The organism is Pseudomaricurvus hydrocarbonicus, from assembly GCF_011602365.1.
In the GTDB taxonomy this organism is placed as follows: Bacteria; Pseudomonadota; Gammaproteobacteria; order Pseudomonadales; family Cellvibrionaceae; genus Pseudomaricurvus; species Pseudomaricurvus hydrocarbonicus.
Genome location: NZ_JAAONZ010000001.1, coordinates 440950 through 465921, shown reverse-complemented (window position 1 = coordinate 465921; position 24972 = coordinate 440950). Strand labels below are relative to the sequence as shown.

The 24972-nt window shown below is 54.4% G+C and carries 23 protein-coding genes; 15 read left to right on the top strand and 8 right to left on the bottom strand.

Annotated features, from left to right (window positions below):
* Nucleotides 1–192: 192 nt before the first annotated feature.
* From G8770_RS01930 to hisD, 5 genes are all read left to right on the top strand, one after another.
* Entirely contained in the window at nucleotides 193–921 is a 729-nt protein-coding gene (locus G8770_RS01930; RefSeq protein ID WP_167181189.1) for an MlaC/ttg2D family ABC transporter substrate-binding protein, read from the top strand.
* Between the two features lie 463 nt (nucleotides 922–1384).
* Nucleotides 1385–1624 (top strand): BolA family protein, encoded by a 240-nt coding sequence (locus tag G8770_RS01925; RefSeq protein ID WP_167181188.1) that lies wholly within the window; start codon nucleotides 1385–1387, stop codon nucleotides 1622–1624.
* A gap of 99 nt (nucleotides 1625–1723) precedes the next feature.
* Nucleotides 1724–2986 (top strand): UDP-N-acetylglucosamine 1-carboxyvinyltransferase, encoded by a 1263-nt coding sequence (murA, locus tag G8770_RS01920; protein ID WP_167181187.1) that lies wholly within the window; start codon nucleotides 1724–1726, stop codon nucleotides 2984–2986.
* A 115-nt stretch (nucleotides 2987–3101) separates the two neighbouring features.
* Complete coding sequence (hisG, locus tag G8770_RS01915; protein ID WP_167181186.1) at nucleotides 3102–3737, top strand: ATP phosphoribosyltransferase; 636 nt, start codon at nucleotides 3102–3104, stop codon at nucleotides 3735–3737.
* Nucleotides 3738–3861: 124 nt separating this feature from the next.
* Entirely contained in the window at nucleotides 3862–5169 is a 1308-nt protein-coding gene (gene hisD / locus G8770_RS01910; protein ID WP_167181185.1) for a histidinol dehydrogenase, read from the top strand.
* 10 nt (nucleotides 5170–5179) lie between these two features.
* On the opposite strand, the gene G8770_RS01905 is transcribed toward hisD, so the two are convergent.
* The 4 genes from G8770_RS01905 to G8770_RS01890 all read right to left on the bottom strand — a co-directional run bounded on the left by G8770_RS01905 (nucleotide 5180) and on the right by G8770_RS01890 (nucleotide 10944).
* On the bottom strand, nucleotides 5180–6205 hold the full coding sequence (locus G8770_RS01905; protein ID WP_208021975.1) for a LacI family DNA-binding transcriptional regulator: 1026 nt from the start codon (nucleotides 6203–6205) through the stop codon (nucleotides 5180–5182).
* Nucleotides 6206–6317: 112 nt separating this feature from the next.
* Nucleotides 6318–8744 carry a TonB-dependent receptor domain-containing protein gene (locus G8770_RS01900; RefSeq protein WP_167181184.1) on the bottom strand — a complete coding sequence of 809 codons (2427 nt, stop codon included), beginning with the start codon at nucleotides 8742–8744 and terminating at the stop codon, nucleotides 6318–6320.
* Between the two features lie 215 nt (nucleotides 8745–8959).
* On the bottom strand, nucleotides 8960–10033 hold the full coding sequence (locus G8770_RS01895; RefSeq protein ID WP_167181183.1) for a glycoside hydrolase family protein: 1074 nt from the start codon (nucleotides 10031–10033) through the stop codon (nucleotides 8960–8962).
* An 11-nt stretch (nucleotides 10034–10044) separates the two neighbouring features.
* Nucleotides 10045–10944 carry an ROK family protein gene (locus G8770_RS01890; protein WP_167181182.1) on the bottom strand — a complete coding sequence of 300 codons (900 nt, stop codon included), beginning with the start codon at nucleotides 10942–10944 and terminating at the stop codon, nucleotides 10045–10047.
* Between the two features lie 322 nt (nucleotides 10945–11266).
* Here G8770_RS01890 and G8770_RS01885 point away from each other — a divergent pair, with 322 nt between their 5' ends.
* Nucleotides 11267–12451 (top strand): MFS transporter, encoded by a 1185-nt coding sequence (locus tag G8770_RS01885; RefSeq protein WP_243760235.1) that lies wholly within the window; start codon nucleotides 11267–11269, stop codon nucleotides 12449–12451.
* 39 nt (nucleotides 12452–12490) lie between these two features.
* Here G8770_RS01885 and G8770_RS01880 read toward each other — a convergent pair whose 3' ends face one another.
* Nucleotides 12491–13657, bottom strand: a complete 1167-nt coding sequence (locus tag G8770_RS01880; protein WP_167181178.1) for a trypsin-like peptidase domain-containing protein — start codon at nucleotides 13655–13657, stop codon at nucleotides 12491–12493.
* Nucleotides 13658–13882: 225 nt separating this feature from the next.
* Nucleotides 13883–14338 carry a Z-ring associated ZapG family protein gene (locus G8770_RS01875; protein WP_167181176.1) on the bottom strand — a complete coding sequence of 152 codons (456 nt, stop codon included), beginning with the start codon at nucleotides 14336–14338 and terminating at the stop codon, nucleotides 13883–13885.
* A 680-nt stretch (nucleotides 14339–15018) separates the two neighbouring features.
* Between G8770_RS01875 and zapE the strand changes: the two genes are divergently transcribed.
* From zapE to G8770_RS01835, 8 genes are all read left to right on the top strand, one after another.
* Entirely contained in the window at nucleotides 15019–16146 is a 1128-nt protein-coding gene (gene zapE, locus G8770_RS01870) for a cell division protein ZapE (RefSeq protein WP_167181174.1), read from the top strand.
* Nucleotides 16147–16270: 124 nt separating this feature from the next.
* Complete coding sequence (gene rplM / locus G8770_RS01865) at nucleotides 16271–16699, top strand: 50S ribosomal protein L13 (RefSeq protein ID WP_167181171.1); 429 nt, start codon at nucleotides 16271–16273, stop codon at nucleotides 16697–16699.
* A 16-nt stretch (nucleotides 16700–16715) separates the two neighbouring features.
* Complete coding sequence (gene rpsI, locus G8770_RS01860) at nucleotides 16716–17108, top strand: 30S ribosomal protein S9 (RefSeq protein ID WP_167181169.1); 393 nt, start codon at nucleotides 16716–16718, stop codon at nucleotides 17106–17108.
* 323 nt (nucleotides 17109–17431) lie between these two features.
* Nucleotides 17432–18031, top strand: a complete 600-nt coding sequence (gene petA, locus G8770_RS01855; RefSeq protein ID WP_167181167.1) for a ubiquinol-cytochrome c reductase iron-sulfur subunit — start codon at nucleotides 17432–17434, stop codon at nucleotides 18029–18031.
* Nucleotides 18032–18033: 2 nt separating this feature from the next.
* Complete coding sequence (locus tag G8770_RS24305) at nucleotides 18034–20253, top strand: ubiquinol-cytochrome c reductase (protein WP_167181165.1); 2220 nt, start codon at nucleotides 18034–18036, stop codon at nucleotides 20251–20253.
* Between the two features lie 85 nt (nucleotides 20254–20338).
* Nucleotides 20339–20971: a stringent starvation protein SspA gene (sspA, locus tag G8770_RS01845; RefSeq protein WP_167181163.1), complete on the top strand. Its 633-nt coding sequence runs from the start codon at nucleotides 20339–20341 to the stop codon at nucleotides 20969–20971.
* Nucleotides 20972–21172: 201 nt separating this feature from the next.
* Complete coding sequence (locus tag G8770_RS01840; protein ID WP_167181161.1) at nucleotides 21173–21589, top strand: ClpXP protease specificity-enhancing factor; 417 nt, start codon at nucleotides 21173–21175, stop codon at nucleotides 21587–21589.
* A 210-nt stretch (nucleotides 21590–21799) separates the two neighbouring features.
* A complete protein-coding gene (locus G8770_RS01835; protein WP_341771046.1) occupies nucleotides 21800–22222 on the top strand; it encodes a Fis family transcriptional regulator in 423 nt (140 codons plus the stop codon).
* A 132-nt stretch (nucleotides 22223–22354) separates the two neighbouring features.
* Here the strand turns inward: G8770_RS01835 and cysK are convergent, their stop codons facing one another.
* Nucleotides 22355–23323: a cysteine synthase A gene (cysK, locus tag G8770_RS01830; RefSeq protein ID WP_167181159.1), complete on the bottom strand. Its 969-nt coding sequence runs from the start codon at nucleotides 23321–23323 to the stop codon at nucleotides 22355–22357.
* A gap of 200 nt (nucleotides 23324–23523) precedes the next feature.
* On the opposite strand from cysK, the gene G8770_RS01825 reads away from it, so the two are divergent.
* The gene (locus G8770_RS01825) at nucleotides 23524–24141 is read left to right on the top strand and encodes a Yip1 family protein (RefSeq protein ID WP_167181157.1); all 618 of its coding nucleotides are present in this window, start codon (nucleotides 23524–23526) and stop codon (nucleotides 24139–24141) included.
* Between the two features lie 166 nt (nucleotides 24142–24307).
* Here G8770_RS01825 and G8770_RS01820 read toward each other — a convergent pair whose 3' ends face one another.
* A complete protein-coding gene (locus tag G8770_RS01820; RefSeq protein ID WP_167181155.1) occupies nucleotides 24308–24964 on the bottom strand; it encodes a cold shock and DUF1294 domain-containing protein in 657 nt (218 codons plus the stop codon).
* Nucleotides 24965–24972: the final 8 nt, after the last annotated feature.

Genomic DNA, 24972 nt, shown 5'->3' with positions numbered 1-24972 from the left:
CCGCAAAGTGTGTTTTTCTGGAAATTGCCGATCTCTTCGCGTTTTGGGGTTAAACGATTTGAGGCATACACACTCTAAGCTAGGTGCTCGCGATTTACGTTACTTAACGATCCGCGTTCACGGTCTGTTCAGGCGGTTTTTGTTCTCTTGTGTGGGGGTTCCCGGAGAGAAAATGTCAGTTAGGAGAGAATAATGATGGATAAGGTTGGGTTGCAGGCTTTGAGTTACCGCTTAGGCCAGTCCCGGAAGCGGGCCAATAAAGGCACTGATAAGCGTACCGGCAAGCAGGGTTTTCTGAACCGTGTTTCGCTCGGGTTGATGCTGTTAACCACACTGCTGGGGGTGAGCGCGGTCGCCTGGAGTGAAAATGTGGCGAAAATCAGTGACCCCTACGAGGTTGTTGAGGCGGTAACCGATGAGGTCTTGAATGTGGTGGGCGCTAAACAGGCGCTGCTCGATGAGGACCCGCAGGCTTTTTATGCGGCTGTCGGAGAGGTCTTGTCGTCGGTCGTTGCTTTCGACTACATCGCTTACGGTGTGATGGGGGATTACGCCAAGCAGGCTACGCCGGAACAGCGTCAGCGTTTCAGTGAGGTTTTCCGTGAGAACCTGATCAGTACCTATGCCAAAGGCATGGCGGTCTATGGGCAGCAGAAAATTGTGTTGGTGCGCCCGGAGGGAGGCGTCGGCGATAAGGACCGGATTGGTGTGGAGCAAAAGGTGCAGACCGATGAGGGTGAGCATACGGTGACTTACACTATGGCCAAGAGCAAGCGCGATAATGCCTGGAAGCTGCTCAATGTCACCATTAACGGCATCAATCTGGGCAAAACCTTCCGCTCACAATTTTCGCAGGCGATGCGAAAAGCCGGTAATTTGGACGCAGTGATTGAGGGCTGGTCCGCGTCGGCCAATGGCTGACCGATTGCGTCAGTGTATCGATTGCTCCGTAAAGAGTTTATCCGGCCTAACTCTGGTTTAACCCCAAAGCCCGGGTTTAACCAAAGCCCGGGTTTAACCAAAGCCCGGGTTTAGCCAAGGCCCGAGAGGGGGGGGGTATTTTGGGCGACTCGCCCGCTTTTCCTGTGACAGCGCGGGTTCTGCATTGATGTGCTATCCCCACCTTTCTGGCCAATCCTGGTCTCTGAATTGACTAAAGTTGTGAAGATGAGTGCCGATTGAGACCCAGTTGGGGTGCCTTTTACCCGGGAGTGATGCCTTTAGCATGTTTTTCGTTCTCTAAAGGTGCGCGGGCAGGCCTTTTTCATTAAACTACAGCGCTTTTTGAACGTGCCGGATTGATAGACACAAAGGTCTGCTCTTGTTTGGAACGACTCAGTCTGGCAACTGGTATTTCTAACCCCGATAACCGTGAGGATTGGCTATGCAGCCCGAAGAAATAAAAGCCCTGTTGCAGGAGAAAATTACCGGCAGCCAGGTCGAGGTCAATGTCGATGGCAGCCACGTGAATCTGATTGTTGTCAGCCCGGCGTTTGAAGGGTTAAACCCTGTCAAAAAGCAGCAATTGGTGTATGGTGCCCTGTCTGACCAAATCGCCAGCGGCGTTATTCATGCGGTCAATATGAAAACCTACACCCCCGAACAGTGGGCTGGCCTTAAGTAATCGCGATCAAGTGGCACTGCTTTTCGGTCAACGCTGTTTTTTGACCTTGTGATAGCGCTGTCCTTTCAACAACTCAATAGTGATAAGTGATCCCAATACATGGATAAATTAATCATCACAGGTGGCCGGCAGCTGTCTGGCGAAGTTCGCATTTCCGGTTCCAAGAACTCAGGCTTACCGATTCTGGCGGCAACCTTGCTGGCCGATTCTCCGGTGCACCTGTGTAATCTGCCCCACCTGAATGACATTACCACCATGTTGGCGCTGTTGCGTTGCATGGGTGTGGGGGTCACCATTGATGAGAAGATGGGTGTTGAAGTCGATCCCACCATGATTACGGACTTTACGGCGCCCTACGATCTGGTGAAAACCATGCGCGCTTCCATTTTGGTGCTGGGGCCAATCCTGGCCCGTCACGGGGTTGCCAATGTGTCCTTTCCGGGCGGTTGTGCCATCGGTAGTCGCCCGGTTGATATCCACTTGCGTGGCCTGGAGGCCATGGGGGCCGAGATTCAGGTGGATGAGGGCTACATTCGGGCCAAATCCAATGGCCGCCTCAAGGGGGCTCATATCTTTATGGATATGGTGACCGTCGGCGGTACTGAAAACCTGTTGATGGCGGCGACGTTGGCGGAAGGTACCACGATCCTTGAGAATGCCGCGAGAGAGCCTGAAGTGGTGGATCTGGCCAATTGCCTGGTGGCGATGGGCGCGGACATTAAGGGCATTGGCAGCGACACGCTGACCATTCGTGGTGTGGATAAGCTGAACGGCTGTACTTACTCGGTGATGCCGGATCGTATTGAGACGGGAACCTTTTTGACCGCAGCCGCAGCTGCTCGCGGTCGAGTGTTGTTGAAAGACACCGACGCCCACATTCTTGAGGCGGTGTTGTTAAAATTGGAAGAGGCGGGTGCCCATATCAATACCGGTCCAGATTGGATCGAGCTGGATATGAAAGGCAATCGTCCCAAGGCTGTGAGCCTGAAAACGGCTCCATACCCGGCGTTTCCAACCGATATGCAGGCTCAGTTTACGGCGATGAATGCGGTTGCTGAGGGCACCGGTACGGTGATTGAAACCATCTTCGAAAACCGCCTGATTCAGATTCATGAGCTCAATCGCATGGGGGCCAATATCAAGCTGGAAGGCAATACCGCCATTGTCACCGGTGTTGAAACCTTAAAGGGTGCGCCAGTGATGGCCTCGGATCTGCGCGCGTCAGCCAGCCTGGTGATTGCGGGCATGGTGGCTCAGGGCGAGACCATTGTGGATCGTATTTACCACATCGACCGTGGCTATGAGTGTATTGAAGAGAAACTGCAGCAGCTGGGCGCGAATATTCGCCGGGTGCCGGGTTAACCCCAAGTCTGGGCCGGTTTGACAGCCCGGCCTGATGGGTTTTTCGGAATTTGTTGTCACGCACCTGCCGGCCTTTGGGGCCGCGGGATAAACGCAAGAACCTAAGAATTTAGTTATGTCGCAAATGTTGACCATTGCCCTCACCAAAGGGCGCATTTTAAAAGAAACGTTGCCTTTATTGGCCTCCGCGGGCATAGAGCCTGCTGAAGACATCAGTCAGAGTCGCAAGCTGATTTTTGCCACCAACCAGGAAAATGTGCGCCTGTTGGTGCTGCGCGGCAGTGATGTACCGACCTATGTTCAATTTGGGTCCGCCGATATGGGCATTGCCGGCAAAGATACCTTGATGGAAAGCGGCAGCGATGGCCTGTATGAGCCTGTGGATCTGGGGATTGCCCGCTGCCAGTTGATGACGGCAGCCGTTAAAGGGGTTGAAACCCCACCTGGCCGTATCAAGGTCGCGACCAAATACGTCAATGTGGCGAAGCGTTACTACGCCGCGCAAGGCCGCCAGGCGGATATCATTAAACTGTATGGAGCGATGGAACTGGCACCTATTATGGACCTGGCCGATGAGATCGTGGATATCGTTGATACCGGTAACACGCTGCGCGCCAACGGGCTGGAGCCTCGTGAGCACATCGCCGACATCAGTTCCCGTCTGATCGTAAACAAGGCGTCGATGAAAATGAAGCACGACCGGATTCAACAGGTTATTGATGCGGTTCAGAAAGCGGTTAATCTTGTCTAGTTTCTAGTTTCTAGTTTCTAGTTTCTAGTTTCTAGTTTCTAGTTGCGGTATTTACACGGTTTACACATTGGCGGTATTTCAGTCGTCAGCGTATTTTTTTGAATTTACAGATAGAGATCACACCATGTCCAAGACTCCCATCAAGCAATTGAATGCCAGCGCGACGGATTTTGAACGTCAGCTGGACGCGTTGTTGGCCTGGGAGTCGGTTTCGGATCATGCGGTCGCGGATACGGTGGCCAAGATTCTGGCGGAGGTAAAGTCTCAGGGTGATGAGGCGCTGTTGCGCTACACCAACCAGTTTGATCGGCTGGGGGCTTCTTCGATGGCCGAGTTGGTCATCCCCAAGGCGCGTCTGCAGGAAGCGCTCTCCCGCATCAGCGAGGAGCAGCGCCAGGCGTTGGAAGTCGCCGCCGAGCGCGTGCGCCGCTATCACGAGCATCAAAAACAAGAGTCCTGGAGCTTTACTGAAGCCGACGGCACGGTACTGGGTCAGCAAGTAACCGCGATGGAGCGTGTTGGACTCTATGTGCCCGGCGGCAAGGCATCTTATCCGTCCTCGGTACTGATGAATGCGATGCCGGCCAAGGTGGCGGGTGTCGATGAAGTGGTGATGGTGGTGCCGACCCCGGACGGTGAGGTCAATGAGATGGTGTTCGCTGCCGCGGCCATTGCCGACGTCGATACGGTGATCACCGTGGGTGGCGCTCAGGCCGTTGCGGCGCTGGCCTACGGCACCGAGACCGTGCCGAAGGTGGACAAGATTGTGGGCCCGGGGAACATCTTTGTCGCCACCGCCAAGCGCGCTGTGTTCGGCACAGTGGCAATCGATATGATCGCCGGGCCGTCTGAAATTCTGGTGGTCTGTGATGGCAAGACCAATCCCGACTGGATCGCCATGGATCTGTTCTCTCAGGCAGAGCACGATGAGCAGGCGCAGTCCATTTTGGTGTGTCCGGATGCGGATTTTCTGGCGCAAGTCCAGGACAGCGTGGATCGATTGCTGCCGACCCTGGCCCGCGAGGCCATTGCGCGTCAATCCCTGACCGAACGCGGTGCGTTCATTTTGGTGAAAGACCTGGCGCAGGCCATTGAGGTCAGCAACCGCATTGCGCCTGAGCACCTGGAGTTGTCGGTAGAAGATCCTGAGGCGCTATTGCCCCAGGTGCGTCACGCCGGCGCCATCTTCATGGGGCGGCACACGGCCGAGGCGATTGGGGATTACTGTGCGGGGCCGAACCACGTCCTGCCCACCTCCGGAACGGCTCGCTTTTCATCGCCGCTGGGGGTGTACGACTTCCAGAAGCGCAGCTCGATCATCAACTGTTCCCCGCAGGGCGCGTCTGAGCTGGGCAAGGTGGCGTCAGTGCTGGCACGAGGTGAATCGCTGGAAGCTCACGCTCGCTCCGCCGAGTACCGCATTAAGGATTAACGGACAGTTGTCACCAGGCACCGCTGGAACGCCGCACCACCAGTTCGGTTTTGAGAATCGTATCGCTGGCGGGGTCGCCGTTAATTTGAGCGAGCAGCTTGCGCACAATGACATGTCCACCCTGAGTAATGTTTTGCTTTACGGTGGTCAGTGGTGGTTGAGTGAGGGCCGCCAGCGCAATGTCGTCAAAGCCAACCAGTGCAATATCATCGGGCACTTTGACGCCATATGAGTTGAAGGCGTCAATGGCCGCGATGGCAATCAGGTCGCTTGAGCAAACCGCAGCATCGAATTTTAACCCTTGCTGCATCAGGTCATGGATTTCCGTGTTGGCGTGAGTCATATCGAAAGGTACATTGTGCTGCAGGCTTTTGTCTATCGGTAAGCCCTTTTCCTGCAGGGCTCGACAATATCCGCTGTAGCGTTGCTGGGGTTCGGGAAAGTTGATGTCACCGAAAAAAGCGATGCGCTCCCTGCCCAAGTTGAGCAAATGTTTGGTCGCCAGGTAGCCGCCCAGCTCATTGTTGGTGCCCACGGTGCAATAGTGACTGTTCTCCAGTTCTGCCCCCCAAACCACCATGGGTTTGCCCAGGTCGGCAAGCCGATTCAGATGTTCCTGTTGATTGCCCTGGCCGATGAAGATAATGCCGTCTGTTTGACGAAATGCCCGGCTTCTGTCAATCGTGGGCATGTCCTCGATGGCGATATGGGTCAGCAGCAAATCGTAACCCTGCGCCGTTAGTGCGTCGGCCAGCGAGCCGAGCATCTGCAAGAAAAACATATCGGAAATGTGCTGTCCGGATTTGATGTCGACCATCATGACAACGGCAATCATGTTGGTTTTCTTCAGACGAAAATTGCGCGCTTTTTCATTTAACTGAAAGTTGTGTTCTTCAGCCAGTTTGGCGATGCGCTCGCGGGTTTTGGTGCTGATCAGTGTGCTGCCGGCCAATGCCCGGGATACGGTGGAAACCGAGACGTTGGCGAGCTTGGCAAGCTCGTCCATATTTTTCATTGTCTTGGTGTCATTACTCATACGGGTGTCGGCTCTGGGGGTTGTGCGAAGGATGGTACCATCCCGACAGAGACTTGTCCCACCTGTGGGCGGGGCAAGTCTCTGTCGGGCTTACGCAGATCCCAGCCGGGGATCAGAAGGTGTATTTAAGTTTCAGCTCCGTGGTGCGTCCGGCTATGGAGCGAGCGCGAATGTACTCTGTGCCATCAATCACTGTACTGCCACCTTCCTTCTCCGTCAGTCCAACTTCATCAGTGACGTTGTTCACGGTCAATATCAAGTGCAGTGATTCGGCCAGAGCGAAGTCGGCAAACAGGTTGGCATACACATAACCGTCCATCTCGTAAGTATTGTCATCCTGGTCATAGGCGTCTGTTGTGCCGATAACCGTTGCTCCCACCACGTGCTCACCAAACACGTAGCTCGGCGATAGGCTCCAGACGAAATCCGCCTGGCGGCGAGGGGTATTGCCGATCAGGCTGGGGTCATTGGAAGAAACGATTTCTGCGTCTGTCCAGGTCAAACTGCCGCGCAGTAATAAGTCACCGAATTGGGCCGTACCTTCCAGCTCCAGCCCCAGGGATTCGTAACCGCGCACCCGGGTCGAGCCGTTGGGGTTGGTGGCCTCGGAGTTCACATCGTCGGTCTCCACGTAAAACAGCGTGGAAAAGAGACTGTAATACTCACTGTCCCATTTGACGCCGAGTTCATAGGAGGTTAATTCGTTTTCCACTGAACCACTGGCGGCGGTACCGTTGAGCAGATAGCCGCCGTCGCCGAGACGATCGGCGTTGACCCGCGATCCCTGTGAAACGCTGCCGAAAACGGCTAGGTAATCGGTGACAAGGTAATTGGCGGCCAGAGAATAAGACCAGTAATCCCAGTCGTAATCAAATTTTGAAGAGGTCAGCTGGGCCTGATCAATGTAGGTAACACTGGTCTCGGCCAGCTGGCCCACACTGGTGCCATCGTTGTTGATGTCATCGGCCAAGGTGGTTCCAAAAGCGTAGTGACCATTGGCGTCACCGGTGTCGTAACGCACACTGGCATCGACGGTTAGGCGCTCGGTGAGCTCGGCGTTGACGGACAGATAAAACGCGTCCAGGTCTGCTTCCAGATAGGTGTCGCGCGTGCAGCAGTTACCCCAGTCCGGTGAGCCGTAAGCCAGTTGGCCGTTCTGGGTGAGGCGGTTGCCGCCCGCGTATACATCCATGAGCCGCGCCTGGTCAGAGACGTCTTGCACGTAGGTTTGCCAGAACCAGTCGACATCAATTTCCTGGGTCGCCTTGTAATAGCCAAGGGTTACGTTGATGTTGTCGAAAAACTTGGTTAAACGCAGGTCGTTGGTAAAGTTGTCGAGGCTTTCCAGTTCGTTATCAAAGGTGCGGATGTTTTGTAGCAGACCGTTGCCGTTGAGGCTGGCAACGTCTTCCGCCGACAGCTCAACACCGGCATTGGCGCCGGACACATAGGCCAGGCCGTCAGCGCCGGTACCTGCTAACATTGTCGACAGCGATTCGAGGTCGCTGGTGCTGCCAATGGCGGCGCTGAAGGCGCCGAAAAAGGTGCCGGAATTTTGGTTGTAGCGAAAGCGTTCAGACACAGTCAGGTCCTCGGCAATGTCAAACACAAAATCCATCCCGAAAGACTTGGCTTCACTGTGATTGCCGTCATCGATGCCGCTACGGCGCACGCCGCTGACACCGCCAGTCGTCAGGACGTTGCGCAAATCGTTGCTGATATTGGAGCTGGTGCCCGCGTCGAAGCCGGAAATGCTGCCCTGTGAGCCGGTCATTGGCATGGGCAGGTAGGTGGGTACGCTGTCATTGAGGTATTTGGCGTAGAAACGAACATAGCCTCCGTCAAACTCACGGGTCAGGTTGGCTTTGATCTGACCGCCCTTGGAGGCGTTAAAGTCCACTTCTCTTGCACCTTCACCCTCGCGGTAAAATCCCCCCACGTGGAAACGCCACTCATCATTTATGGGGCCGCCGTACTCAAAATCCGTGCGGAAGTTATCGTAGTCCAGGCCGGTGGCAATCGACACGCTGCCGCCTTCGTCCTCGCCGGTCTTGCTGATGAAATTGATGATGCCGGCGGGAGCGTTACTGGTGGCAGTGGCCGCGGTGCTGCCCTTAAGGGCCTCAACCGTGCGCACGCTGCTGTCAATTCGCAGAAACTGGTCCGCGGTACCGACAACGATGTCGCCAAACTGCATGATCGGCATGCCATCTTCCTGCAGTTGCACAAACTTGGAGCCGCCCGCTGCAACAGGGACGCCACGCACGGCGATATTGGTATTGCCTTCGCCAGCGGAGGATTCGGAGCGAATGCCCGGGATAGTCCTCAGAACCTCAGCGGCAGAGCGGGGGGCAAGCTGCGTGATCTGCTCTTCGCTCAAGGTGTTGATGGACACGGTGGCGTCAAATTTGGATACGCCCTTCTTGGGGGTGCCGGTTACCACCACTTCTTCCAGGACACCCGCCAATGCAGGTTGGGCGACGCTGGTAACTAGCAGTGCTGAGGCCAGAGCGGTTAAGCGAAAGCGTGACTGGGTCATAGTCTTCTCCGATTATTATGGTTTTGTTTTTTTATCGTTATCCCTGTGATTGGTCACAGGGGCATGTTGGGGCGAGCGGGTTGGCTGCCTCCCCTTCTCCAGTTGGGATGCCCGATCTCACCGGGCTGTTTCTCAACTTATAGAGTCTTTTGCAATCGATTGCAAGAAAGTTTAAGTTTTTCCTGTAATAACACCATTTGTTGAATGTCCGATTATTAATAAGGAGCCGGGATGTCCAGCGTGAAAGCGGGTGATATGGAGAGTCCGAGCCGGTCACCCGCGGTTTCTGCGCAGGGGGCGATGCAGAGAAGTTGGCGCCTGTCAAAATCAGTCTTAAGGACGGTCATGGCGTACAGGTGATCGCTGTTAGGCAGCCTTCCATTGTTGCTGAACAGCGGCTGCCAGGGGCCTTCTGGTTGACTTGCGCGATAGAGTCGTATGGCTTTTTCCACCTCGTGTTCCGCTTGCGACTCTGTCAGGCGGTCACAGGTTGCGACCACCAGGTAGTACTCCTGGCGTGTTTGATCGACATAGATTTTCGGCAACTCAATCTGGGTAAACGTCTGGCTTTCAGGCAGCAGGATGGGGGGCAGTAATTCGCCCATGCTCAGCTCTCCGCCCCGGTAATCCAGCCGGGCTTGGGCGATGGCGCCACGGGTTGGGCTTACCTTGGCAGCCCACAGGGCGCGTAGCTCCCCGGTAAGAGTGCGAAAGATAAACGGATCTCGCCAAGCGAGAATCGGGCCGCCTTCTTCGCCGGCGTTATGACCCAGTTGCTCAAGAGGGGGGAGGTAATAGCCGCTGGTCAGGATGTTGTCGAAATCCACAACCGGGCACGACAGGGGGGTGTTGCCAAAGCGCTCGATATGACGTCCGTCCGGACTGTAGGCGACCCCCATGTTCTGGATGAAGGTGTGGTCGGGGTCTCCCGCGTACAGGCCGGTGTAGCCTGCGGCCAAACGACCGTCTTCCAGAATAAAACTGCATCCGCTCCAGACGTTGCGCACATCCTGTCCGTTGGGGGCTGAACCGGCGGCATGGAAGCTTCCTTTGTCCCACCACTGCCCGCCAGCATCCACGGACTCGAAATGTCGGATGTGAAAAGGGTAGTGGTTGCGTTCAGCGGGCAGCAAGCGTGAACCATCCGGTTTTTGACGGTTCACGGCCAAACAGTACAGGTGCAGAACGCCTTCGTTTTCGAACGACCAGGCATCCCATAAATACAGTTCGGGGTGGCGGATTCCGCTGCTGAAGGGTGTCTGGTGGGGCGGGGGTATCAACTCATACATGTTCGGAAACCTTATCGGGAAACGGATTCAGGGCGTGCGGATTCGGCCAGCAGCAAGGCTCCGACAGTTCCGGCCTGGTTGCTCAGTTCGGGTGACTGGATGTAGCTGTCCAGAGACCCAAGGCGCTCGTGCAGTGGCAAATAGTTATTGAATCGCTCCAAAAAGCGGGTCCGGGTTTTGTCCAGCAAGCCGGGGTACTGCATCACCCCTCCGCCAAGAATAATGGTTTCTGGTGAGAGTACCGCCGTCAGGTTGATGCACATGCTGGACAGGTAGTCGGCTTGAATGTCCCAGGCGGGGTGGTCGCCGGTGAGAGTCTCTGCGGCCATGTTCCAGCGATCTCCAAGTGCGGGACCACAGGCGAGCCCCTCCAGGCAATCGCCGTGGGAGGGGCAGTGACCACGGTAGTTGTCGTCAGGGTGTCGGGGGACTTGCATGTGCCCCATCTCCGGATGGATCAGTCCGTGGAGTATCTTGCCGTCGATAATGGCTCCGCCCCCGATGCCGGTACCAACGGTGATGTACACCAGTGAAGAGTGTCCGCGTCCGGCGCCACAGTGGAACTCTCCCAGGGCGGCGCCATTGACGTCTGTATCAAAAGCGACCGGTACCCCCAAAGACGTGCGCAGCGCCTCGACAATCGGGTAATGAGCCCAGCCGGATTTGGGGGTATTAAGGATGTGGCCGAAGTCGTGGCTGTTGCTATCCAGACCCACGGGACCAAAGCAGGCCAGCCCCAGTGATTGCAGGGTGCCGTGTTTGAGTTGGGCCTCTTGGAAAAAACTCCTCACCCGGCTCAATGTTTCAGTGGGTGAAGTGGTGGGGAATGAGGCGCTGGCCAGAATCGTGTTCCGGTCGCTGGCCAGCGCGCAGCAAAACTTGGTGCCGCCGGCTTCAATTGCTCCAATCATGAAAGCTACCTGTGGTCAGTGGTACCTTTGCTTGCAAGGCACCAGAATCGGGTATTGTGTTTATTTTCAGGAATAGCATGCCTCAAAACCAAAATGATTGCAATCGATTGCATGATGTGATTTTATGTTTTCATCGCGGGCCTGAAAGGGCCTGTGACATCTCAAATAGCTTCTAAAGCGCGATTACCATAATAACGAAAGTGATAAATGTCGGAGAGAGAGCATGAATCAGATTGGACAAGCCAAGTGTCTGGGTGGGGCTTCTGAGCGTGAGGCCGAAGTGCTTCACAGTCGGACCCTGATCAAGGGACTGACCTATGTGATGTTTTTGGTGTTCGCGATGACCACCGATGCCGTGGGCGTCATCATCCCCGAGCTGATTCGCGAGTTTTCTCTGAGTCATACAGCCGCCGGTGCCTTCCACTATGTGCCCATGGCAGCGATTGGCTTAAGCGGTATCCTGCTGGGGTTTCTGGCTGATAAATTCGGGCGTAAGCTCACTGTCATTCTGGGGTTGATTCTCTATGCGTTGGCCTGCTTTCTCTTTATCGCAGGCAGCACCTTTGGATTTTTTGTCGCCTTGCTGGCTGTATCCGGAGTCGCCATTGGTGTGTTCAAAACCGGCGCTCTGGCGCTGATTGGCGATATCTCCTCATCCGGTCGCGAACACACTAGCACCATGAATCTGGTGGAGGGATTCTTTGGTGTGGGGGCCATTGCTGGGCCGGCACTGGTGGCTTACTTGCTGGCCAATGGCGTGTCCTGGAAGTATTTGTACGTCATTGCCGGAGGCATTTGTATGGGCTTGGTGGTGTTGGCGGCTTGTGTCAATTACCCCGTGACTCAGGGGGCTCATCGGCCTCAGGTGGATCTTCGGCGGACCTTGGCAATGACTCGCAACCCTTACGCTCTGGGCTTCTCTCTGGCGGCGGCGCTTTACGTTGGCACAGAGGCGGCCATATATGTCTGGATGCCGACTTATCTTCTGGGTTATGACGGCTCGGCGGTGTGGCTGGCCAGCTATTCGTTGACCGTATTTTTTGTATTGAGAGCCGGCGGTCGTTTTCTGGGGGGCTGGGTGTTACAGCGTTGCCGCTGGACGGCGGTAATGCTGTGGTTCAGTGCGGCGATATTTTTGTGTTACCTGGGCAGTATGATTTTCGGGGTGGGTGCGGCAGTGTATTTATTGCCACTGTCCGGGCTGTTTATGTCGATGATGTATCCCACCATTAACTCAAAAGGCATCAGCTGCTTTCCCAAGGGCGAGCATGGCACGGTCGCAGGCGTGATTCTGTTTTTTACGGCGCTGGCCGCCGCTGCGGGGCCCCTGCTCATGGGGGTCTTCAGTGATTTAATGGGGGGGGATGCCCGATATGGTTTTTATCTGGCCACCGTGTTTGCCGGATTGCTGTGTTTGGGCATGCTCTATAACCATCTGCGCAACCCTACCCGGCAGTTACTGGCGGCGCTGGAGGCCAGTGAGTACAGTGGCCGATCGAGTGAATAGCCGTGCGCCTCGACCTTGTGAAAGTGATTCTGCCTAACGCTAGTTGTTGCTGGGTTTAACCCCCAGCGTGGCGTTGACCACCATGGCCTCGCCGTTGCGAAGTACTTCAATTTCAATCTCATCGCCAGGCCTGCCCTGCGCCACTTGCATCATGCTTAAGCGTCCGTCACTGACGGCAATGTCGTTCATGCGCAGGATAATATCCCCTGGCCTCAGCCCGGCCTTGTGGGCGGGACTGTTATTGTAGATGGCGGTGATGATGACCCCGGTAGAGGACTGCAGTTTGAAGGACATGGCCAGCTCTGGCGTCATCTGTTGTGCTTCAATACCCAGCCAGCCGCGAACCACCTGGCCGTAGCTCACCAAATCCTGCATGGCTCTGATGGCGGTGTCAGCAGGGATGGCAAACCCAATCCCCACTGAAAACCCGGTCTTATCCAGAATGGCGGTGTTGATGCCGAGCAAATTGCCGCGAGCGTCAATCAGGGCGCCGCCAGAGTTGCCCGGGTTGATGGCGGCGTCGGTCTGGATGTAATTTTCGTAGGTGTTGATGCCCAGCCCATATCGGCCTGTGGCGCTGATAATGCCCTGGGTCACTGTTTGTCCGACCCCGAAAGGGTTGCCGATTGCCAGCACAACGTCTCCAATATGAGCGTTGGCCGGGTCGCCTAGGTTAATGGCGGTGAGCCTGTCCAATTCTATTTTCAGAACCGCCAGATCACTTTCCGGGTCGGTGCCGATTAAGGTGGCCTGGGCTTCTCGGCCGTCTTGCAGCAGCACCAGGATTTCATCGGCACCTTCGATGACGTGATTGTTGGTCAGCAGATAGCCTTCCGTGCTGATAATGACCCCTGACCCCAGTGCGGATTGCATGCGCTCTTGTTGAGGCAGGTCCGAATTGTTGAAAAAGTGCCGGAACAGCGGGTCGTCCAGTAGCGGGTGGCGGCGACTTTTCAGCTTGGTGCGGGTGTAGATGTTCACCACCGCCGGGGCGGCACTGTCTACCGCGTCGGAATAAGAGATCGGGCCGCTCCACTCGTTGGGGTTGCTGGCGCTGGGGCTGAGGTTACCAATGTGGAAGTTTTTGTCGGAAAACTTCTGTTCGCCATTGCGGTCACTGTTTACCCACAAAATGATGCAAAAGCCAAGCAGCAGGCCGGTAACAACGGGCCAGCCGATGAATTGTGTCAGGCGGGATAGTGACAAGAGGAGCTCCGCATTTGCTGGTGTTTGAGTGGTGTTGATCGAGCAAGGTGTGAATTATAGGGTGCAAAGTGGCCGGGATGCCAGCGCGTGGTTGTTGACGGGGGAATTACGCTTTGAGGCCCCCGGCCCCTGTCATCTCGATGCGCCCTCGTGGTGTTTGAAGGCGCGGATCGAAGCTGACGTGCCATGCCGTCAGCGTTGGAGGGGGCGTCGGGAAATAGCTCTTCAGGAGGTGGCTTTGCTGGCGCCATTTTCCGTTGTTTGGTCGTGGCCAAAGTCTTCGCTCAGCTGGCCTTTGCCGCTGGGGGAGCGGGGAGCCCAGTCGCGGGGGGCTTCGGCGGCAGAGTCATCCCCTGAGCCTGTGGCCTTATTGGTGTCGTGGGTGAGCAGTTTGCCGTCGCCGGCGTCAATCAGCTGGCGGCTCATGTCCGGGGTCGTCAGTTTGAGTGCGCTTTCTGCCAAATATTCATGAACTTCTTTGTAGCTCTGGGTCAGTTTGTTGACCAGTTGAGACGTTTCGGTGAAATGCTCGGTGATCTCATGCTGATACGTTTTCAGCTGATCTTCCGCTTTCTTCAGGCGGTCTTCGAGTTCGCGGTTTTCCTGTTCATCGGGGTGCAGGGCTTTCACCAGAATGACTCCGAGTACGCCGCCGATAATGAGGGCTGCAATTGCGATCATGACAAGTGTGCTGAGTGGGAACACCGTAATCTCCTGTTGATGGGTGGAATCTCATAGTGGTTGAGGCCAGCATCCAGCGAACCCCCAATCATTGGTGCATTCGGTGTGAAGAATGCCGGGGTCTTTGGCGGTTGGCTGTGTACGCGCGTTGCCTAGCTGTGTTTGGGGAATCGCCTGTGCCGGTTAGATGTCAAAGGCAACACAGTAGGTCGATTCCAGCGCCCACGGCCTGGCCGCGCCATATTACATGAACAATGGTGGCCGTTGTTATATGGATATTTGTTATTATAAGCCCTTTCTATGCGACAGCGCTTCCTATTTCTAGGGGAAACTGGCCACATGAGCTGGCGAAAATGTAGGGGGGAGCACTTGTGGGTGACGCCGGCGCCTCAATTTCTGTGAGGCAAGGGCTTGTCAGGCCGGGCAGCTGACTTTTCTGTACCCGTCTCTCCTATTGAAGGCCGGCAGACACAACGGTGAATTGCGCAGCGTTTGCCCGGGGAGAAGCTTGCGCCCCCGAGGGCTCGCGGCTACAGTGGGCGCCTTTTTAAGATCACCTGCAGTGCCCATTGCACAGGCGCGGTGGCGAAAAATGTTGTGCAATCGCCTGAGTGTACACACGTTAATGTTATCAACAGATTAAGGGTTGGGCGCTGTACGGCACCAGCATACATAAAGATATGGATAAGAACGGGACGCCGCTGGAGCGCTATCAGAAAGATTTACAGCGGGAAGGGTTTAAGCACGATCCGGCCCAGGAAATGGCTGTGCGACTGCTGCAGGACCTCTACGATCGGCTGGTGGCGGCAAGGGCCGCTGAGCAGCCGGCGCCCGGGGTTTGGGGTAGGCTAAAGAATGTCTTTGTGGTTGAGCCCCGGCGCGAGCTGCAAAAGGGCCTGTATTTTTGGGGGGGGGTAGGCCGGGGGAAGACCTACCTGATGGACAACTTTTTTGAAAGCTTGCCCTTTCCCGAAAAAATGCGGGCCCATTTTCACCGTTTTATGCGCCGTGTGCATCAGGAACTGCGCACGCTGGATGGTCAGAAAAACCCCCTCAACACCGTGGCTGACCGCCTGGCACAAGAGGTGCGGGTGATTTGTTTCGATGAGTTTTTTGTGTCTGACATCACCGACGCCATGATTCTGGGTACCTTGATGCAGGCCCTGTTCGACCGCGGGGTGTCGCTGGTGGCGACGTCTAACATTGTCCCTGATGGCCTGTATAAGGACGGTCTACAGCGGGCGCGTTTTTTGCCCGCCATTGAGATGCTGAATAAGCATACCCAAGTGGTCAATGTGGACGGTGGCGTCGATTATCGTCTGCGTGCCCTGGAGCAGGCGGAGTTGTACCACTATCCGCTGGACGCTGAGGCGGATGCCAGTCTGTTGGCCAGTTTTGAAAGTCTGGTGCCGGATAAGGAAGAGATACGCGCCAATATTGAAGTGGAGGTTGAGGGGCGGCCCATTGCAGCCCGGTTTGAGGCGGAGGATGTCGCCTGGTTTGACTTTATGGCTTTGTGCGATGGCCCGCGTTCGCAGAATGACTATATTGAACTGGCGAAAGAGTATCATGCGGTGTTGGTGGCCAATGTGCCGGCCTTGGCCCGCGATAGCGATGATCAGGCCCGTCGGTTCATTAATATGGTGGATGAATTTTACGACCGCAACGTCAAGTTGATCATCTCGGCGGAGAAACCGTTGGCGGAAATCTACGGCGGCGGCAAGTTGAATTTTGAGTTTGAGCGGACCACCAGCCGGTTGCTGGAGATGCAAAGCCGGGAGTATCTTGCGGCCCCCCACCGACCCTGATGGGGGGTTCGTATTGGCGGCGCAGAGTTGGATATTTGCCTTGCGCTGCCAGTTTTGAATCTATATACTCCGCGCTCCCATTTTTGGGACTTGTTTCAAAATATTCGTCGAAGGCAAATACAACATGAAGACTATTAGTGCCAAACCAGGATCAGTTCAGCAGGACTGGTTCATTGTCGACGCAGAAGGCAAAACTTTGGGCCGTATGGCTGCAGAGATCGCAACCCGTCTGCGCGGAAAGCATAAGCCAGAATACACCCCTCACTGTGACACCGGCGATTACATCGTTGTGGTTAACGCTGAGAAAGTGCGTGTGACTGGTAACAAAGCCAAAGGCAAGATCTACCACAGCCACACCGGCTATCCTGGTGGTCTGAAATCCATCAGCTTCGAAAAGCTGATTGAGAAAGCCCCTGAGCGTACTATCCAGAGTGCTGTAAAAGGCATGTTGCCCCGTGGGCCACTGGGTCGTGCAATGTTCAAAAAATTGAAAGTTTACGCTGGCACTGAGCACCCGCACGCTGCTCAACAGCCTAAAGAACTGAACATCTAATCAGGAGCTGATAATAATGGCTGCAACACAATACTACGGTACCGGACGCCGTAAAACTTCTACAGCTCGTGTATTTATTTCACAGGGCAGTGGCAATATCGTTGTTAACGATAAAACTCTGGATGAATACTTCGGACGCGAAGTGGCTCGCATGATCGTACGTCAGCCTCTTGAGCTGGTCGACATGGTTGAAAAGTTCGACATTAAAGTTACCGTTAAAGGCGGTGGTAGCTTTGGTCAGGCTGGTGCGATTCGTCACGGTCTGACACGTGCTCTGATGGAGTACGACGAGAGCCTGCGTCAGTCTCTGCGTGCAGCGGGTTACGTTACTCGTGATGCTCGTGAAGTTGAGCGTAAGAAAGTGGGTCTGCGTAAAGCGCGTAAGAAACCACAGTTCTCGAAGCGTTAATTCGTTTCTGCATCGGTGCCTGGTGTCGTCCCTGTTGGGTGTGCCTGGGGCCGATTTGCACAAAATTGGCCCAGATTGGACACAGTCTGGGCTTTTTTTTGCGCCGAAGCCTGGAATGCCCAATGAGAAACAAGGAATACCCTTATAGCCTAAGTGGTTTATACCTTGTCAGGGATAGGCAACTTCTTTAAGATGTGGCGATTTATATAAACTGTTTTAGACAACCGTAAATCTTTAAAATTCAGTAAGTTACTGTTTGTTTTATAGGCAGGTTGCGGCCAGTTTAGCAAACACATGTAACGCTGTTATGGGAGAAAATCGTCATGAGTAATGACGGAGTAAACAACGGTCGACGCCGTTTTCTGACAGCCGCCACCTCCGTAGTCGGTGCTGTTGGTGTGGTGGGGGCCGCTGTTCCATTTGTGGGGTCATGGAATCCTAGTGCAAAGGCGAAAGCTGCCGGCGCACCAGTGAAAGCGAACTTGAGTAAAATCGAACCCGGTCAGATGATCGTCGTAGAGTGGCGTGGTAAGCCGGTTTATGTGGTGCGTCGGACGCCGGAAACCCTGGCGGACCTGGCTAAACTGAACGATGAGGTTCGCGATCCTGAATCTCTGGAGCCACAACAGCCTGCATACGTTAAAGGTTTAGCTCGTACCATCCCTGGTAAAGAAGAATTCCTGATTATCCTGGGCCTGTGTACCCACTTGGGTTGCGCACCTATGTATCGCCCGGAAGTTGGCGCTGCAGATCTGGGTGGCGATGAGTGGCTGGGTGGTTTTTTCTGCCCCTGTCACGGTTCCAAATACGACCTTTCCGGACGAGTTTACAAGGGTGTTCCTGCCCCGACTAACCTGGAAGTTCCCCCACACTCATACAACACTGACACGGTGATTACCGTCGGTGTGGACCAGGAGGCTTGAGCATGAGCAAATGGACTGAATTTATGGGTTGGGTCGACGCACGCTTGCCGGTAACGCGCGCGTGGGAAACCCACATGAGCAAGTACTACGCTCCCAAAAACTTTAACTTCTGGTACTTCTTCGGGGTTCTGTCAATTCTGGTGTTGGTCAACCAGCTGTTAACCGGTATCTGGTTGACCATGAACTTCACCCCAAGTGCCGAAGAGGCTTTTGCCTCCGTTGAATACATCATGCGGGATGTGGATTACGGCTGGCTGTTGCGATATATGCACTCCACTGGTGCCTCGGCGTTCTTTATCGTGGTCTACCTGCACATGTTCCGCGGTTTGATGTATGGCTCCTATAAGGCACCTCGAGAGCTGGTGTGGATCTTTGGCATGACCATCTACCTGGCGCTGATGGCCGAAGCCTTTATGGGCTATGTGCTTCCTTGGGGACAGATGTCCTACTGGGGTGCACAGGTGATCGTTTCTCTGTTTGGTGCTATTCCGGTGGTGGGCGATGACCTGGTCCAGTGGATTCGTGGTGACTACCTGATTTCGGGCGCAACGCTGAACCGTTTCTTCTCGCTGCACGTGGTTGCCCTGCCAATTGTGATTCTGGCTTTGGTGGTGATGCACATTCTGGCGCTGCACGAAGTGGGGTCTAACAACCCTGACGGTGTCGAAATCAAGAAGAACAAAGACGAAAATGGCATTCCCAAAGACGGTGTTCCTTTCCACCCGTTCTACACCGTGCACGATCTGGTGGGGGTGACGGTCTTCCTGTTCGTCTTCTGTTTTGTGCTTTTCTTTATGCCGGAAATGGGCGGTTTCTTCCTGGAGTACGCAAACTTTGAGGAAGCCAACGGTCTGAAAACACCACCGCACATTGCGCCGGTCTGGTATTTCACGCCTTTCTACGCAATTTTGCGTGCCGTAACCGTTGATATCGGCCCCCTGAGCTCCAAGTTCCTGGGTCTGGTGGCCATGGGCGGTGCGATTGCGATCCTGTTTGTCCTGCCTTGGCTGGACAAGAGCCCGGTGAAATCCATGCGTTACAAGGGCTTTATGCCGCGCGTATCGCTGATGCTGTTCGCCGCCATGTTCGTGGTGCTGGGTTACCTGGGTGTTAAGGCGCCTACAGAAGGTCGTACAGTGCTGGCTCAGTTGGCGACGGTGTACTACTTTGCCTACTTTATCCAAATGCCAATGTTCACCAACCCACTGCAGAAGCAAACCGGTATTGTGAACATCATTATCAGTGTTGTTCTGGGCGCTATGATGCTGTACATGTCCTGGGCCAAAGTGGGTGTCATTCCGCTGTTCATCACTCTGTTCGGCACGGCTATGGGCTTGTTTGTGATCGCGACGCCATGGTTGACGGCGAAAGACAGTGTCTCTGCTGAGCCGGCTCGAGTGCAGTCCAAGGGACTGTCAAAAGGACTGGTATGGGGTGGTTTCCTGTTGTTCCTGTTCTTCACCGTTGCGCCCATCAAAGCCGTGGCTGCCACTGGTGCCTTTGACTGTGGCTCCATTCAGTGTGATGAGATGGTGCCGGACCTGCACGACAAGGCCTCCCTGCAAAGCGGTGCCAAGTGGTTTGCCAACTACTGCATGGGGTGCCACTCGGCAAAGTTCTCGCGCTACGGTCGCGTAGCAGATGATCTGGGCATTCCTCATGAAGTAATGATGGAAAACGTTGTGTTTGGCGACCAGAAAATCGGTGATTTGATGGAAATCCCGATGCAGCCGGATCAATCCAAAGCCTGGTTTGGGGCAACGCCTCCAGACCTGACTTTGGTCGCCCGCGCACGCTCTCCGGAGTGGTTGTATACTTACCTGCGCAACTTTTACAAAGACGATTCCCGTCCTACGGGCGTGAATAACAAGGTTTTTGACAAGGTTGCCATGCCTCACGTATTGCTGGAGCTCCAGGGTTTGCCAGAATGCGCGCCAGGGCCGAAGCTGGATCATCACGGTAAAGTCATTCGTGATCCTGTGACCGGGGAAGCCATTGCAGAAGGCCATTGTGGCAGCCTGCAAGTGGGTGAGGTGAAAGGCAGCATGAGTGAAGAGGAATTTGATAAGGCGGTTTACGACCTGGTCAACTTTCTGGAGTACGTGGCCGAGCCTGTAGCGGTCGACCGCGAGCGTATAGGAACGTATGTGTTGTTGTTCCTGTGTGTGTTGTTTGTGTTTGTGTACTTGCTGAACCGCGAATATTGGAGAGATATCCACTAAATCGCTGTGTTTTAGCTTACCGGGCGGCCTGCAAATGCAGTCCGCCCGTTTGTGTTTTTAAATTCTATTATTTGAGGTGAAGCCAATGGGCGTTGTGGCCAAGCGTTCTTCCATGACCTATTTCTCCGATGCATGTGATCATTACAGTCATCGTGTTCGTATTGTGCTGGCAGAAAAGGGTGTTTCCGTTGATATCATCGATGTAGATCCCAAGAACAAGCCGGAAGAATTGGCAGAATTAAACCCTTACAATGCGTTGCCAACCCTGGTTGACCGCGACCTGTCTCTGTACGAAACCAAGGTCATGATGGAGTATCTGGATGAGCGTTTCCCGCATCCTCCTCTGTTGCCGGTGTATCCGGTTGCCCGTGCCCAGACCCGTTTGTGGATGCATCGTATTGAAAACGACTGGAGCCCTCTGGTAGACACCATTCTGAACGGTAAAAACAAGGAAGCGGCAGCGAAAGCACGTAAAGAATTGAAAGAAAGCCTGCTGACCATTGCCCCTATTTTTGCTGAACTGCCCTACTTTATGAGTGAAGAGTTCACCATTGCCGATTGTTGTCTGGCACCCATCTTGTGGCGTTTACAGATAATGGAAATCGAGCTGCCCAAAACCAAACAAGCCAAGCCTTTACAGGATTACATGGACCGTTTGTTTGCTCGTGAATCTTTCCAGGAAAGTCTGACGGAAATGGAAAGAGAGATGTGCCTCTAAGCGGGAGCTTTGGGACTTTTCTTGGATGACGGGCGTCTTTACGGCAGCTGGTGATTCAAGTGAAGTATTCAAAAGGCTTGTGCAGGTTCAAGTACAGTTACAGGTTCAGCTTTCGGTGTGGCCAACGGGCGTTATTGTCCGTGCTTGCTGACTGCTGAACATCGGCAAAGACAATTGCGGTAGTTGCAGGAGTTTGTGGTAATGGGTATGACGTCTAGCCGTCCGTATATGATTCGGGCGCTGTATGACTGGATTGTGGATAATGAGTGTACGCCGTATTTGCTGGTGGATGCTCACGCTTCCGATGTGGAGGTGCCTCAGCAGTATGTCAACAAAGATGGTCAAATCGTATTGAACATTGCTCCCACAGCGGTGGTGGGGTTATCCATCGAAAATGCTTCAGTAAGCTTTAATGCTCGTTTTGGCGGTATCCCAACCAATATCTACGTGCCGTGTTCCGGTGTTTTGGGCATCTACGCGCGGGAGAACGGTCAGGGGATGATTTTTGAGCACGAACCTGACGTAGACCCTGAACCGCCAACTCCGCCCACCAAGCCGGAGAAAATCGAGAGCACTTCGACCGACAGCAAGCGTCCCAGCCTGAAAGTGGTCAAGTAAAGGCCGGGGTGGATAGCTGCTGGCAAGTGTCGGTGGCAGTCATTGTCGACGCAGGCAAAGGTCCACGGTGGAAAGGCTTGGGCAAGTGCTCGAAACGCACAAGCCCGGAGCAGAACAAAACAAAAAAGGCGCTGCCGCTGGGTGAGCGCCTTTTTTGTTTTTACGCAAAGGCGCTCTGTTGAAGAGTGAATGTGGGGATGATGAAAATGTGTGTCCGAAGCACTATTGAGTGGGTGGTTGATGTCCAAGCCAAAAAGTAAGACGGAAAAAAAGATTGATAACAATATTCGTGTGGCGCTGACGGAGGTGTGTGAGCAGTGTCTGGGGGAGCTCCCAGGCTTCCAGTGGCTGACCCATCAGGCAAACTACACGAATTTCCCTGCCAGTTTGCTGGTCACTTGTGTGTTTGATTCCGAGGCACACCGGCAGCAGGCTGAAGCGTCAGGTGAGACGCAGAAGCTGCAGAAGCAGATACAGGTCAGACTACTGAAAATCGGGGTCAAATTCAAAGCGCTGTCGCGGCAGGTGTTGTTTGATTCGGAAGAGCTGTGTGACCAACAACACGCAGGCGACTGGGCTGCACGACTGGCGTCGCGTGAAGGGCGCGCGGTGTCCCCCAACCGTCCTCACTAGCATCAGTTGCCCTTGCGGTTTAGCCCAAGCCGTCGGTTCGGCAACCTCCTATATCGACCTCCGGGAGGCATAAAAAAGGCGACCCATGTCTGGGTCGCCCGGATACCGGCCTTGGCAAAGATTGGCAGTACTTTATTGCTGCAATTCTTTCTCGCTGAACTGGCCCGCAAAGAGGATGCTGGACAGGTAGCGTTCACTGGAGTCCGGCAGGATCACCACGATATTTTTGCCGGCGTTGTCGGGGTGTTCGGCTTGCTTGAGGGCGGCACACAGGGCGGCCCCGGAAGAGATACCTGCCAGAATGCCTTCTTCTTTCATCAATCGGTGGGCCATCTCTATTGCGTCTTCATTGCCCACCTGTTCAGTGTCGTCGACCAGAGAGAGGTCCAGGTTGGCGGGAATGAAGCCGGCTCCGATGCCCTGAATTTTATGGGGGGCGTGGGTCAGCTCTTCGCCGGCCAGGGATTGGGAGATAATGGGGGAGGAGGTCGGCTCCACGGCGACGGTTTTCACCGGTAATCCTTTGGTGTTTTTCAGGAAGCGTGAAACCCCGGTGAGAGTGCCACCGGTACCCACACCGGCAACAAAAATATCAACTTTACCGCCGGTATCCTCAAAGATCTCCGGGCCGGTGGTTTTTTCATGGATTTCCGGGTTGGCGGGGTTTTCGAACTGCTTGGGCATGAAGGTGTTGTCGGGGTCTTTGGCCGCAATTTCTTCCGCTTTGGCAATGGCTCCTCCCATGCCTTTCTCGCCGGGGGTCAGTTCCAGCTCGGCGCCCAGGGCTTTGATCAGCTGACGGCGTTCAAGGCTCATGGTGTTGGGCATGGTCAGGATCAGTTTGTAGCCCCTGGCGGCGCAGACAAATGCCAGGGCAATCCCGGTATTACCGCTGGTGGGCTCTACCACCGTCATGCCGGGCTTTAACACTCCGCGCTTTTCGGCGTCCCAGATCATGTTGGCACCAATGCGGCATTTAACGGAAGTGGCCGGATTGCGGGACTCTATTTTGACGAAGACGTTTTTATCCGTAATTCGGTTGAGTTTGACCAGAGGTGTGTGACCTATTGTCTGTGAATTGTCTTGGTAAATCGTGCTCATCGCTCCCGTCCTTAGTTTGTTATAGGTAGGCAATCAGTTATTGAAGCGCACACGGATAGTGCTGGCAAGAAAAACAGCCTATATAGCGATTTAAAATTACTAGTTGTTTGCTAATTCCTAATTCGTATTGGTGAGTTGCTTGCAAGTCCTTAATACTGAAAGCGTAACTCCTTAGAAAACATAATTAAAAGGAACGTACTATGGCCATTCTGGAACATACGCTTGGAATTTTGTTGCACCCGGATAGTGAGTGGAAAGCCATCCGTAATGAGCGACATTCTTTCTTGCAGGTTTTTCTCAGTCACGTCCCCTTCCTGGCATTAATCCCGACCATTGCCTCCTATTATGGCGTCACACAGGTTGGCTGGACCATTGGAGATGGCGATCCGATCCGGCTGACTGCAGGCAGTGCGATGAGTCTGTGTGCGGCAACCTATGTTGCTCTGCTCGCCGGAATATACATTCTGGGGGAATTCATCAATTGGATGGCAAAAACCTACGGTGTCAGAGACAGCGATGATAAACGGCATTACGAAGGCACCGCCCTGGCAGTGTATGTATCGACGCCGATTTTTTTAGCCGGTATTTTTCAGGTTTACCCCGATCTTTGGTTGAATGCGATTGCGACGGTGATTGCGGGAATCTACGCGGTATACCTCGTGTACGAAGGCATCCCAATTTTAATGAACATCAGTAAGGATCAGGCATTTATGTACGCCACTTCGGTGGTCACGGTAGGTCTGGTAATGATGGTGGTTGTCCGCGTTGGTTCTGTGCTGGTGTGGGGCATGGGCATGGGTCCCGTCTACGTGGATTGACCACTTTAACGGTGGACAAACAGCGCTGGCGACGGTTAAGCACCGGCTTGCGTGGTGTGGTTGGTTAATCGACAGATTCGAATTGAAAAAGGGCCGTATGGCCCTTTTTTTGTGGATAACGTTTTAATACGCAATCATTCTTAAATTATCGGCATCTTCAGAAGGTTCAACCCGGGCGGATACCGAACATCTCCAACAGCTGACGCAGGCTGCCTACCCCGATGTTCAGGTACTTGAGGCCGTCCTCGCTGAGAAGCCAGAACAGCGCACTAGAGTTGAGTATCACAGTCACCCAAAAGGTGAAACGAAACGCTGTTTTCCTGGATTTATGCCGCAGTATTTGTTGAGCGAAAGCCGCGCCTGGCCAGCCGCCAATCAGAGCAAAGAGGTGAAGGCTGCTTTCCTGGATCCGCCACTGGTTTTTTTGGGCCGCGAGTTTATCCCGCAAGTAAGCAATAAACGTTACCAGGCTGATGCTGACGTAAAACAGCAGGATTTCAACGGGCAATCTTTGCTGTAAGTGAGCGCCTGCCAGCACCAGCAGGAAGGCGCTGGCGAGCAGCAGGGACAGGGCGCCAGACGGGTTCTTTGGGGACGTGGCTTTAGTGGCTTTAACTCCCGGAATACGGACCTGGACCGCACAGGGCCGTCCCTGCCGGTCGGTGGCGGTTTTGAAAACCACGGACTGGCCAATCCCCTCGAAGGCTGGGCGGTTGAGAATGTCCGATCTATGGAAAAAAATCTTTCCGTGGCCGTTATCCTGATGGATAAAACCAAAACCTTTGTCAGGGTGCCACTGGGTCACGGTGCCTGAATATTTCATGGCCTTTT